A 12,397-nucleotide genomic window follows, 5' to 3' on the forward strand; every position below is an offset into this window, starting at 1 on the left:
GTCGCGCACTTGGCATGGGAAGTTTCGCCCGCGGAGTCCGGGTATCCCCGCTCAAGCGGGGAAACCGACGCCCCGATCAGGGCCGGGCGGGGCCCCGCCCGTCAGGGGGCGATCGGACTGGTCGTGAGGTCGTCGACGAGCCACTCCTCACCCACTCGCTCCATGGTCAGCGTCACCTGGTCCTTGTAGACCACCGGCTCCTGGGTGGCCTTGTTCGTGGTGGGCCGGTTGACGAAGAGCAGGATCTCGGCCCGGTCGTCACCGGCCCGCACGATCGCCGAGGCGACCACCTCGACCTCGACCACGGTCCGGGTCGCGGGTGCGTTCTCCCGGATCAGCTCGAACAGGTCGTCGTAGTCGGAGCGGTAGCGCGAGGTGACGACGTCGTGCGCGGCCTCCTGGTCGGCGTCGAGGGACCGGTGGTCGTAGGACAGCAGTGGGACGGCGGCGCGCTCGGCCGCCGTACGGGCGGTCCCGGTCGCCTCCTCGACGGCGGCCTCGGACGGCTGGCTCGCGAGGTGAGCCGCGAGGCCGACGGAGGCCGCCACCAGCACAGCGAGACACACGATCAGCCAGGTGGGAACCACCCGGGTGGACGGGCGGCGCTCCTCGACGGCCGGCGGCGGCGTCGGCGCCCCCGAGTCGAGCTCGGGCCCCGGCTCGGCCACGGGCTCGGTGTCCGGCTCCGGCTCGGCCGCGACCAGCTCCGCGTCGTACGCCGCCCGCTGCTCGTCGTCGAGCAGCACCTCGGCGGCCTGGTTGTAGAGCCGGAACCGCCGGTCGGCGGGCGTGAGGTCCGCGATCGCCGCGCGCCACGCCTCCCGGATCTCGTCGTTGGAGGCGGCGGGCTCGACGTCGAGGACGTCGTAGCAGTTCGGGCCGGCGGTCACTGGTCTGCTCCCGTCACAGGCGTGAAGTCGTCGACCAGCCACTCACCCTCGGTCTTCACCAGGGTGATCTCGATCCGGAACGGCACCGGCTCCTGCGGCTGCAGCGCGCCGCTCCGGTCGGGGTAGGAGTCGGTGAACGTGCCGGCGACCAGGGCGGTCGCGGAGTCGGCGTCGATGGTGCTGACTCCTGCCGAGAAGACCTCGGCCTTCCGGGAGACGCCCGCCTGCGCCACGATCTGCTCGGCGGTCGTCACCGACTTCTCGAAGGTGGTGGCGAACTTCGGAGTGATCACCTCGGTGACGAGCTCGCGGTACTCGGGCAGCTGGCCGCCGTCGAGCTGGTCGGGCCCGTAGGTCCCCATCCGCAGCATGAACTGGCGGGTCCTGCTCATCGCCTGGTCGCGCTCGGACTGGAGCTCTCCGGCGCCGGCGCCGATGCCGATCGCCTCGAACCCGCGGGTGGCGCTGAGCCACACCGACGCGCCGAGCGACAGCACGAGCACCAGAGCCAGGACGCCCGTGAGCGTCAGCCGGAAGCCGATCGAGCGTGTCGTGGGCTCGTCCACCGAGCGCTCCGTCAGCCCTGTGGGCTGGTCATGGGCTGGAGGAACAGCCATTTCCAGGACTCCTCTCCGAAGGTTCTGGGTGCCAAGGTTCCGGGGTTGGCGAGGCGGCCAGCGGAGCGATCGCCCCAGGTCAGCTCGCCCGTGGCGGGGTCGTACGACGCCACCGGCCGGTGCTGCGGTGCGTTCTGGGCGCCGCGCGCGTTGCTCTGGGTCGCGGGCTCCGCGCACCGTGCCCCCATGTTCATCGGCCGGTTCCTGCCGTTCTGCGGGGGCCGACGGTCGGTGCCCTCGTAGCCCCGGCGGCAGACCGGCGGGTTCTCCGTGAGGACCATCCCGAAGTGCGCGTCGTACAGGCCGGTGCCGGGCGACTTCGACACGACGGTGAAGCCGCCTTCGACGACGTAGGGGTAGACGACCAGGATCTGCTCGATCCCGTCGAGGTGCCGGACCACCACCTCGCCGGTGGTGACCAGGTTGTTGAGGAGCTCGGCGAGGTCGACCTCGTTGTCCTCGAGGAAGCGACGCAGGTCGGTGGCGGTGGCCGAGCCGTTCTCGATGATGCGTCGCAGGTTCTGGTCGGACCCGGCGAGCGTCCCGCTGAAGAGCGAGAGGTTCTCGGCGAACGAACGGATCGCGGACGCCTTGGCCGCCTGGCCGCGCAGCACCACGTTGCTGTCGCGGATGAGGGCGGTCGTGACGTCGAAGTTGGCGTTGGCGTCCTCGATGAACGCGTTGCCGGTGTCGATGATCCGCTGCAGGTCCTCGCCGGTGCCCGCGAACGCGAGGCCGAGCTCCTCCACGGTGGTGCGCAGCGCGTCCTGGTCGACCGACCGGACGGTCTCGGAGAGGTTGGTGAGCAGGGTCTGGGTCTGGATCGGGGTCCGGGTGTTCTCGACCGCGATCTCGGAGTCGTCCTGGAGGTAGGGCTTCTCGTCGGTCTGCGGCTGGAGCTCGACGTACTGCTCACCCACGGCGGAGCGGTTGCCCACCAAGGCGATCGCGTCGGCCGGGATCGAGTCGTAGTCCTTGTCGATCGCGAGGCGCAGGTCGACCCCCTCGTCGGTGAGCTGCATCTCCTCGACCTGCCCGACCTTCACACCCCGGTAGGTCACCTCGCCCCCGGCGAAGATGCCGCCGGAGTCGGCGAAGTGGGCGACGACGGTGTAGGAGTCGTCGACGACCAGCCGGTCCAGGCGGGCGTACCGCGCCCCCACGAAGCTCACGCCGAGGAGCGTGATGATGACGAAGACCAGCAGCTGGACCTTGGTGCGCTTCTCGATCATCGGGTCACCATCCCGGGCACCAGCAGCGCGACCAGCGCCTCGTCGTAGGACGTCGACAGCTGGCCCATCGTCGGTCCGGCCCTCCCTTGGCCGGCATCCCACCCGACACCGACCCGCTGCGCGGGTGCACCGCCGCCGAGGCCACCGAGCAGGCTGGTGATCGGGTCGAGCGGACCACCCGTGCCGGACGGGGTCGGCAGGCCCGGCAGCAGGTTCAGCTGCTTGCACAGGTCCTTGTTCCGGTTCTTCTTCTTGGCGCACTCCTCGCGCAGCTTGGTGAGCTTCTGGAGGTTCGCCAGCACCTTCGTGCAGGCCTTGCTGGTGAGGTCGCCGGACTGCAGGCACTTCAGCACGTCTCCGACCACTGCGGTCGGGTCGATGATGTCGGTGGGCAGGTCGGTCGGCAGCCCGGTGCCGCCCTCGCCGCCACCCTCGACGGCGACGTCGAGGGTGATGGACAGGTTCGTGTAGTCGCCCATGTGGAGGTTGCGGGCCACCTGGGGGTCGCGTCCGACGACCTCGTCGACGAACGGGTAGGTGAGGAAGACCTGGAACGCGTCGACGTAGGCGTCGCCGGCGTCTGCGAGCTGGTGGAGCACGGGCCCCAGGTGCTTCACGGAGTCGATCGTCGCCTGCTTGGAGGCCCGGATGACATCGACGCCGACGTCGCCCAGTCGGTTGACGGCCCTCAGCATCCGGACCAGGTCGGCTCGTTGCTGGTCGAGCGTCTGCAGGGCGCTCGGGAGCTCCTCGAGGGCGGAGTCGATGGTGCCGATCTGGTCGTTCAGCGTCTCCGACATCCGGTTCAGTCCCTCGATCGCTGCCACGATGTCGGCCTTCCCGTCGTCGAGCTGGCCCATCAGGGTGCGGACCTGGCGGAAGACCGACTTCGCCGAGTCCTCCCGGCCCTCGAGGGCGAGGTTGAGCTCGCTCGCGATGGTCTTGAGCTGGGCGACCCCGCCGCCGTTGAGCACCAGGCTCAGCGCGCCGAGCACTTCCTCGACCTCGGGGTTACGGCCGGTGTCCGCGAGCTCGATCACGTCGCCGTCACCGAGCGGTTCGGAGCTCGGGTCTGACGCAGGGGGGCTCAGCGACACGAACTTCTCGCCCAGGAGGCTGGTCTGCCGGATCTCGGCCACCGCGTTGTCGGGCAGGTCGATGTCGTTCGGCAGCTGCATGGTGACGACCGCGGTCTCGTCGACCAGGTCGATCTCGGTGATCTTGCCGACGCTGACGTCGTTGACCTTCACGGTGGTCTGCGGGACGAGGTCGAGGACGTCGGCGAACTCCGCCGTGACCTCGATCGGCTCATCCCCGACGTCGGTGCCGCCGGGCAGGGGCATCTCGTAGACGCTGCAGCCGGTCAGGACCAGCGCGCACGCCGTGGAGACCCCGAGAGCCTTGAGGAGGGTGGGAAGGGGCTTCATCGGTCCACCTCCGCCAGGCCGCCGAGGGTCGGGTCGTACTGGTCGCGCCAGCGCGCCTTCTCACCCTGGAGGGCGCCGAAGGCGCCGGTCCGAGGCAGGGCGGCCTCGATCACGTCGCACGCGCCGCCCGAGGTGTCCGCCTGGTTGACGAGGCCGCACAGGAAGACCGCCGGGTCTGCGGTGATCTCGTTGGGGAGCTCCTGGAGGTTCGCCCTGGTGTCGAGGGTCCCGGCCTGCGGGTTGTACGTGAGGGCGAGGTTGTTGAGCGCGGTCGGCGCGGCGGTGAGGATCTCGTCGAGCGCGGCGCGCTGCTTGACCAGGACCTTGCTCACCCGGTTCAGACCCTTGATGTTGCGACCGAGCACCTCGCGGTTGTCGCGCACGAACGTCGACACCTCGCCGAGCGCCACGGACAGGTTCTCCAGCGCGGCGGAGAGCTCCTCGCGTTCGCCCTCGAGCACGCCGGACACATCGGCGAGCGACTGGTTGAACCGCCGGACCGTCGCGTCGTTCTCGGCCAGCGTGCTGATGAAGCCCTGCAGCGCCCGGGTGGAGCTGAAGAACTCCTCGCGGTTGTCGCTCAGGGTCTCGCTGAACCGCCCGAAGTCCGTGATGGTCTGGTTGAGCTGCTCGCCCTGCCCGCCGAAGTTCTCCGCGGTCACCTCGAGCAGGTCGGACAGCGCACCCTCACGGTTGGCTCCGTTGGGCCCCAGCGCGACGTTCAGCTTGTCGAGGTTCTCGTAGATCTGGTCCAGCTCGAGCGGGACGGCGGTCCGGTCGGCCTCCAGCGTGGCGTCGTCGGCCAGCACCTCGCCGCCGTCGTACGCCGGGGTGAGCTGGATGTACCGGTCACCGACCACGGACGGCGAGATGATGACCGCCTCCGCCTCCGCGGGGACCTGCACCTCGGCGTCGTACGACATGGTCACCACCACGTCGGTGCCGGAGGGCGTGACCGAGTCGACGGTGCCGACGGGGACTCCGAGCACGCGCACGTCGCTGCCCTCGTAGACCGAGATCGTGCGGGGGAACAGGGCGGTCAGGGTCTTGCGGTCCTCGCCACCGAACAGGGTGAGGGCCGCGGCCGCGACGAGGGCCACGATGACGGCAGGAACGATCAGCTTCTTCATGTCAAGGATCACCCGACCTGCGGAGCCGGAGGCATGTTCTGGATGTAGGTGTCGAACCACGGGCCGTTCCCCAGCGTGCTGCTGAACACGCGGTAGAACGGCGCCATCAGCCGGAGGCTGTTGTCGAGGTTGTCCTCGTTCTTGTTCAGCACCTGCACGACGTTCTCGAGGTGCGACAGGGCCGGCTTCAGGTCGGCCCGGCTCTGCCTCACCAGTGCCGTGAGCTCGCGCGAGAGCCGGGACGTCGACTCCAGCAGAGTGTGGATGGCCTCCCGACGCTGGACCAGTGCCCGGAACAGGACGTCGGCGTCCTCCATCAACGCGATGATGTCCTCGTCGCGCTCGTCGAGCACGGTGGACACCGTGTCGAGGTTCTGGAGCAGCTCCCCGATCTGCTCGTTCTTGGTGGCGACGTTCGCCGACAGCGCCGACACGCCCTGCAACGCGGCCCGGAACTCCTCGGGGGTGTTCCGTGAGAGGTCGGCCAGTGTCGTCAGCGACTCCGCCAGCTGGTCGGTGTCGATCTGCTCGGAGGTCTCCGCCAGACCGGTGAACGCCTCCACCACGTCGTACGGCGAGGACGTCCGCTCCACCGGGATCTCCGAGCCCTCGTCGAGCTGGCCGTCGCCGGCCGGCTCGAGCGCCAGGAACATCGCCCCCAGGATCGTCTTCACCTTGATCGCCGCCAGCGTCTCCTGGCCGAACTCGGCGTCCTGGTCGACCCGGAACGTCACTCGCACGTGGTCTCCCGCCAGCTCGACGGACTCGACCTTGCCGACCCGGACGCCGGCGATCCGGACCTCGTCGTTCGGCTTGAGTCCCCCGGCCTCACTGAACGCCGCGCGGTAGACGTCGCCACCACCGATCACGGGCAACGAGGACGCCTTGAACGCGGCGAGCAGCAGCGCCGCCAGCACCACCATGCTGATCGCCCCGATGACGACGGGGTTCCGCTCGCGGAAGGGGGTCATCCGAGATCACACCTGTCTGCCACCTTGGTGCCGGGCAAGGGGTACCTGACGCCGACCGGACCCAGGCCCGGCAGCCGGACCTGCCCCTTGAACTCGCACAGGTAGAAGTTGAAGAACGACCCGTAGATCGCGGTCCGGCCGACCTTGTTCAGCTTGATGGGCAGCACCTGCATGGCCCGGTCGAGCTCGGCCTTGTTGCGGTCGATGTTGCCCGCGAAGCGGCGCAGGTCCTTGACGTCCCGGACGAACGGCTTGCGAATCCCTGACACCAGGCCGGCAGTCTCGGAGGAGAGCGCGGAGATCTGCTCGAGGGAGCCGAGGATCGCCTTCCGGTCGTCCTTGAGACCGCCGACGAACGTCCGGAAGGACTCAATCAGCCGGGTGAGCTCCTGGTCGCGCTCGCCGATGCTGGCCAGCACCTCGTTGAGGTTGTCGATCAGGTCGCTGATGACCTCGTCGCGGTCGGCGAGGGTCTGGGTCACCGAGGCGGTGCTGGCGAGGAGCCCCTCGAGGGTGCCGCCCTCGCCCTGGAAGACCTGGATGATCTCGTAGGACAGCTGGTTGAGGTCCTCCGGCGACAGCGCCTGGAAGAGCGGCTTGAAGCCGTTGAAGAGCACCGTCAGGTCCAGCGCCGGCGAGGTCTGAGAGACCGGGATCGTCTCGCCCTCCTGCAGCCGGCCGGTGTCGCCGATCGTCTCGGAGAGGCTGACGTAGCGCTGACCGACCAGGTTCCGGTAGCGGATCGACGCGAACGTCGCCCTGCTCAGCGGCGTGCCCGCGTCGACCTTGAACGTCACCAGGGCGCGGTTCCGGTCGACGATCTCCACGTCGTCGACGACGCCGACCTTCACCCCGGAGATCCGGACGTCATCGCCGGGGACCACGCCGGTCGCGTCGACGAACTGCGCGTGGTACTCGACCTTGTTGCCGAACGACAGGTTGCCGATGGTCACGATTAGCACGCCCGTCGCCAGGGTGGTCACGACCACGAAGACCAGCAGCCGGGTCAGGTCGCCCGCCGTCTTCTTGTCCAGGAGGCTCATCGCAGGCTCACCTCCGCGCCGCGGGCCATCGGCCCGACCAGGAGCACGCCGAGGTCGGGCACGTCACCGGCGGTGACGCCGAGCGTCGGGCCGAGCAGCGCCTTGAGCAGGCCTGCCTCGGCCGCGCCGCCCTCGTAGCCACCGCCCCATCCCGGGGCGACCCGGCTGGTGCCCTTCCCGGTCGGCTCGTCGACCCCGTCGTCGAAGTCCGGCTGGTGGCGCACGGGGTTGGCCTGGTTCCACGGCGGGCTGGGCAGGTTGACGCACGCAGGACCGCGCTTGTCGCCGAACCGCGGCACATCGTCGGCGGTGTAGCCCCGCGGTTGGTTGGGCAGCGTCTCGAGCACGATGTGGAGCGTGAAGCCGCGGAACGACTCGGCCTGTCGCGGTGCCGCGTTGACGATGCCCTCGAGCAGGCAGGGGTACTCGGGTGCGTACTTGGCGAGGAGGCGCAGCTGCTGGCGCCCGAGCTCCCCGAGACGGATCAGGTTGTCGCCGTTGGTGTCGAGGAACCCGCGCGAGGTGTCGGAGAACTCCGTGACGTCCTGGTAGAGCGCGCGCACCTTGGCGTCGAGGTCCTCGAAGGTGCCGGTGGTCGTGATCGTGTTGCGCAGGATCTCGGCGATCTCGGGAGTCACGTCGGCGTACACGTCGGACACCTCGGCAGTGAGCCGCAGGTCGTCGATCAGTTGAGGGATGTGGGGGTTGAGCCGCTTGAGGTAGGAGTCCAGCGTCTCGAGGTTCTCGCCGAGCACCTCGCCGCGGCCCTCGAGCGCGGTGGCGATGGCGTTCAGGGTCATGTTGAGGTCGGCCGGCTGCACCGTCCGCAGCAGGGGGTAGAGGTCGGAGAGCACCTTCTCGACCTCGATCGAGACGTCCGTACGTCGAATCGTGTCGCCGGCCTGGAGCGACCGCTCGGCGGTGCTGCCCTCGGGCACGTCCAGCGCGACGTACTTCTCGCCGAACAGGGTCTTGGGGACGATCGACCCCGTGACGTCGTGGGGGATCTGCTCGATCTCGTCGTCGTAGAACCCGAGGGTCAGCTCTGCCCCTTCGGCGTTCGCGTCGTAGTCGAGAACCTCCCCGACGATGACGCCGCGCACCTTCACGTCGGCCCGCTCCGGGAGCTGCAGCCCGATCTTGCTCGTCTGCAGGGTCACCTCGTCGTAGCTCGCGAACCGCTTGGTGAAGACGGCATAGGTGAGCCAGCCGGCGAGGACCAGCAGGCACACGAAGATGATGCCGAGCGCCTTGTGGGGCAGTCTGTTCGTCATCGGCGACTCACCCCGCCAACCTGACGGTGGTCGTGGCTCCCCAGATCGCCATCGAGAGCAGCAGGTCCAGCACGTTGACGGCGACGATGCTGGTCCGCACCGCCCGGCCCACGGCGACACCGACGCCGGCGGGGCCGCCGGAGGCGTTGTAGCCGTGGTAGCAGTGGATGAGGATCACGGTGACCGCGAAGACCAGCACCTTGCCGAACGACCAGAGCACGTCCTCCGGTGGCAGGAACTGGTTGAAGTAGTGGTCGTAGGTGCCGGCGGACTGTCCGTAGAACTGCGTCACGACCAGCCGGCTCGCGAAGTAGGACGACAGCAGCCCGATCACGTACAGCGGGATGATCGCGATCAGGCCGCCCACCACGCGGGTGGCGACGAGGAACGGCATCGACGGGATCGCCATCACCTCGAGCGCGTCGACCTCCTCGGAGATCCGCATCGCCCCGAGCTGGGCGGTGAACCCGCAGCCGACGGTCGCCGCGAGCGCGATGCCGGCGACCAGGGGCGCGATCTCGCGGGTGTTGAAGTACGCCGAGACGAAGCCCGAGAAGGCGGAGGTGCCGAGCTGGTTGAGGGCGGCGTACCCGGAGAGCCCCACCTGGGCGCCGGTGAAGAACGTCATCCCGAGGATCACGCCGACCGTGCCACCGATCACGGCGAGAGCGCCACGGCCGAGGGTCACCTCCGCCAGGATCCGCAGGATCTCCTTCGGGTAGCGCTTGACGGACCGCGGGATGGCGGCCACGACCCCGATGTAGAACGCCAGCTGGCTCCCCAGGCTGTCCAGGGAGTCGAGGGGGCGCCGGATGGTGGAACGCACGTCGGCCACGTCGATCACCCGGTCTTCGGAGGAACGATCTCGAGGTAGATCGCGCTCAGGGTGAAGTTGGCGATGAACAGGAGCAGGAACGTGATCACGACGGACTCGTTCACCGCGTCCCCGACGCCCTTCGGGCCGCCACCGGCGTTCATGCCCATGTAGGACGCCACGATCGCGGCGATCAGGCCGAACACGAGCGCCTTGACCAGGCCGATGAGCAGGTCGGGGATCTGCGCGAGGGCGGTGAAGCTTGCGAGGTAGGCACCCGGGGTGCCGTCTTGAAGCACCACGTTGAACACGTAGCCGCCGGCCACGCCGACGAAGCTCACCATCCCGTTGAGGAAGAACGCGACCAGCATGCAGGCGAGCACGCGTGGGACGACGAGGCGCTGGATCGGGTCGATCCCGAGCACCATCATCGCGTCGAGCTCCTCGCGGATCTTGCGGGCACCGAGGTCGGCCGCGATCGCCGAGCCGCCGGCGCCGGCGATCAGCAGCGCCGTACCGATCGGGGCGGCCTGCTGGATGACGGCGAGCACCGAGGCCGACCCGGTGAAGGACTGGGCGCCGAACTGCTTGATCAGGCCGCCGACCTGCAGCGCGATGACCGCGCCGAACGGGATCGCCACCAGCGCCGTGGGGATGATCGTCACCGAGGCGATGAACCACGCCTGCTGGATGAACTCGCGCAGCTGGAACGGCCTCCGGAACAGGTTCCGGAAGACGTCGAGCGCGAACGCGAAGAGCTTGCCCGCCGTCCCGAGGGGAGCCAGCGCACGCGAGGCGGTGAGTGAGGCCACGTCAGGAGCCCGTCACCATCGTCATGTTCTCCTGGAAGGAACCGGGCGGTGGGACCACGCCGTTCGCCCGGCACCACTCGCCCGGCGGCCGCTGGCTGCGGCGCCTGATGCCGTTGGAGGGCTCGAGCTGGTGCGGGATCGGTGGGAGCGGCGGCAGCTCCTGGTCCTTCTCGGCCTCGAGCTCGTCGGCGTCCTTCTCCTCCGACATGCCGATCGGCCCGACCCGCTGGGCGTTGAGGAACTGCCGGACCACCGGCTCCTCCGAGGACAGGAGCATCTCGCGCGGTCCGAACATGGCCAGGTGCCGGTGGTACAGCAGCCCGATGTTGTCCGGCACCGTGCGGGCGGTGTTGATGTCGTGGGTCACGATCAGGAACGTGGCGTCGATCTGTGCGTTGAGGTCGACGATCAGCTGGTTGAGGAACGACGTGCGCACCGGGTCGAGGCCGGAGTCGGGCTCGTCGAACAGGACGATCTCGGGATCGAGCACCAGCGCCCGGGCCAGGCCGGCGCGCTTACGCATCCCGCCGGAGATCTCACCGGGCAGCTTGTCCTCGGCACCGATCAGGCCGACCAGGTCCATCTTCTCCATGACGATGGCACGGATCTCGGCCTCGGACATCTTGGTGTGCTCGCGCAACGGGAAGGCGACGTTGTCGTAGAGGTTCATCGAGCCGAACATGGCGCCGTCCTGGAACAGCACGCCGAAGAGCTTGCGGATCTCGTAGAGCTCGCGCTCCGAGCAGCTCGCGATGTCGGTGCCCTCGATGATGATCGAGCCCTCGTCGGGCTTGAGCAGGCCGATCAGGGTCTTGAGGAACACTGACTTGCCGGTGCCGGACGGGCCGAGCATCACGCAGATCTCGCCGGCCGGCACGGTGAGGGTCACGTCACCCCAGATCAGCTGCTTGCCGAACGACTTCGTGAGGTGGTTGACCTCGATCTCGACACCCACGTCCGGGACTCCCCTCCCTCGCTCTCACGGTTCCGCCACGCACCGGCTCTCCTGGCGTGCGACCCCGCAAGCACGACCTCTCGTCAGGGACAACGCGGAGCGACGCGGGAGGTTACGCATCGTCGGACTCCGGACGCACGTGAGGGCGGACACCGTGCTGGTGTCCGCCCCCACGTGGGTTGCCCGGTCAGAGCCGGGTCAGATGACCGATCGCGTCACTTGAGGGTGACGGTGGCGCCGGCGCCCTCGAGGGCCTCCTTGGCCTTCTCGGCGGCCTCCTTGGTGGCGTTCTCGAGAACCGTCTTGGGGGCGGCCTCCACGAGGTCCTTGGCCTCCTTCAGGCCGAGGGACGTGAGCGCGCGCACCTCCTTGATGACGTTGATCTTCTTCTCGCCGGCGGACTCGAGGACGACCTCGAACTCGTCCTTCTCGGCCTCGGCGGCGGCACCGGCGTCGCCGCCGGCGGCAGCGGCGCCCGGGGCGGCGGCCACGGCGACCGGGGCCGCGGCGGTGACGCCGAAGGTGTCCTCGAACTGCTTCACGAACTCGCTCAGCTCAATGAGGGTCATCTCCTTGAACGCGTCGAGCAGCTCGTCGGTGGTGAGCTTCGCCATGATGGCTTTCCTTCCTTGTACGTGTTTCTTCAGGTGGTGTACGTCGGCCTGGGCTCAGGCGTCGGTGGACTCGTCCGCGGCGGCCGGAGCCTCGTCGGACTGGGCCTCGGCCGGAGCCTCGGCGGTCGCCTCCGTGGAGGCGGCCTCCTCAGCGGCCGGGGCCTCCTCAGCAGCGTCAGCAACCGGGCCAGTCGACTCCTGGGCGGCACCACCTGCGAGGATCGTGGGGTCCTGCTCGGCCTTCGCCTGCAGGGCGCCGGCGAGCCGGGCAGCCTGCGAGATCGGGGCGTTGAGCAGGTAGACGGCCTGGCTGAGCGACGCGAGCATCGCGCCGGCCAGCTTGCCCATGAGCACCTCGCGCGACTCGAGGTCCGCCAGCTTGGCGACCTCCGCCGAGTCGAGGGGCTTGCCGTCCAGGACGCCACCCTTGATGACCAGGGTGGGGTTCGCCTTGGCAAAGTCACGCAGACCCTTGGCCGCCTCCACGACATCGCCCTTGATGAAGGCGATGGCGGTGGGACCGGTGAGCAGGTCGTCGAAGCCGTCGATGCCTGCCTCGGTGGCGGCGATCTTGGCGAGCGTGTTCTTGACCACGGCGTAGTTGGCGTTCTCACCGAG

Annotated in this window: 13 protein-coding genes; all 13 read right to left on the bottom strand. The window is 69.0% G+C overall.

The window, feature by feature from the left end:
• Positions 1-101 precede the first annotated feature (101 nt).
• The gene (locus VFZ39_RS03690; protein ID WP_330864371.1) at positions 102-890 is read right to left on the bottom strand and encodes a J domain-containing protein; all 789 of its coding nucleotides are present in this window, start codon (positions 888-890) and stop codon (positions 102-104) included.
• On the bottom strand, positions 887-1,456 hold the full coding sequence (locus VFZ39_RS03695; protein WP_330864372.1) for a hypothetical protein: 570 nt from the start codon (positions 1,454-1,456) through the stop codon (positions 887-889). The genes VFZ39_RS03690 and VFZ39_RS03695 overlap by 4 nt, the downstream gene beginning before the upstream one ends.
• An 11-nt stretch (positions 1,457-1,467) precedes the next feature.
• Positions 1,468-2,739 (bottom strand): MlaD family protein, encoded by a 1,272-nt coding sequence (locus tag VFZ39_RS03700; RefSeq protein WP_330864373.1) that lies wholly within the window; start codon positions 2,737-2,739, stop codon positions 1,468-1,470.
• A complete protein-coding gene (locus VFZ39_RS03705) occupies positions 2,736-4,166 on the bottom strand; it encodes an MCE family protein (protein ID WP_330864374.1) in 1,431 nt (476 codons plus the stop codon). Before VFZ39_RS03705 ends, VFZ39_RS03700 begins: the two co-directional genes overlap by 4 nt.
• On the bottom strand, positions 4,163-5,296 hold the full coding sequence (locus tag VFZ39_RS03710) for an MCE family protein (RefSeq protein ID WP_330864375.1): 1,134 nt from the start codon (positions 5,294-5,296) through the stop codon (positions 4,163-4,165). Before VFZ39_RS03710 ends, VFZ39_RS03705 begins: the two co-directional genes overlap by 4 nt.
• A gap of 8 nt (positions 5,297-5,304) precedes the next feature.
• Complete coding sequence (locus tag VFZ39_RS03715; RefSeq protein ID WP_330864376.1) at positions 5,305-6,267, bottom strand: MCE family protein; 963 nt, start codon at positions 6,265-6,267, stop codon at positions 5,305-5,307.
• A complete protein-coding gene (locus VFZ39_RS03720) occupies positions 6,264-7,310 on the bottom strand; it encodes an MCE family protein (protein WP_330864377.1) in 1,047 nt (348 codons plus the stop codon). Before VFZ39_RS03720 ends, VFZ39_RS03715 begins: the two co-directional genes overlap by 4 nt.
• The gene (locus VFZ39_RS03725; protein ID WP_330864378.1) at positions 7,307-8,584 is read right to left on the bottom strand and encodes an MCE family protein; all 1,278 of its coding nucleotides are present in this window, start codon (positions 8,582-8,584) and stop codon (positions 7,307-7,309) included. The genes VFZ39_RS03720 and VFZ39_RS03725 overlap by 4 nt, the downstream gene beginning before the upstream one ends.
• Positions 8,585-8,591: 7 nt before the next feature.
• Positions 8,592-9,410, bottom strand: a complete 819-nt coding sequence (locus tag VFZ39_RS03730) for an MlaE family ABC transporter permease (protein ID WP_414690258.1) — start codon at positions 9,408-9,410, stop codon at positions 8,592-8,594.
• A 14-nt stretch (positions 9,411-9,424) separates the two neighbouring features.
• On the bottom strand, positions 9,425-10,210 hold the full coding sequence (locus VFZ39_RS03735) for an MlaE family ABC transporter permease (protein ID WP_330864380.1): 786 nt from the start codon (positions 10,208-10,210) through the stop codon (positions 9,425-9,427).
• Between the two features lies 1 nt (position 10,211).
• Positions 10,212-11,165, bottom strand: coding sequence for an ABC transporter ATP-binding protein (locus VFZ39_RS03740; protein ID WP_330864381.1), 954 nt, complete (start codon positions 11,163-11,165; stop codon positions 10,212-10,214).
• Between the two features lie 215 nt (positions 11,166-11,380).
• Entirely contained in the window at positions 11,381-11,779 is a 399-nt protein-coding gene (rplL, locus tag VFZ39_RS03745; protein WP_330864382.1) for a 50S ribosomal protein L7/L12, read from the bottom strand.
• Positions 11,780-11,833: 54 nt separating this feature from the next.
• Positions 11,834-12,397 (bottom strand): 50S ribosomal protein L10 (gene rplJ / locus VFZ39_RS03750; RefSeq protein ID WP_330864383.1); only part of this gene is annotated, 564 nt, incomplete at its 5' end.

Source organism: Nocardioides sp. (genome assembly GCF_036374615.1).
Taxonomy (GTDB): Bacteria; Actinomycetota; Actinomycetes; order Propionibacteriales; family Nocardioidaceae; genus Nocardioides.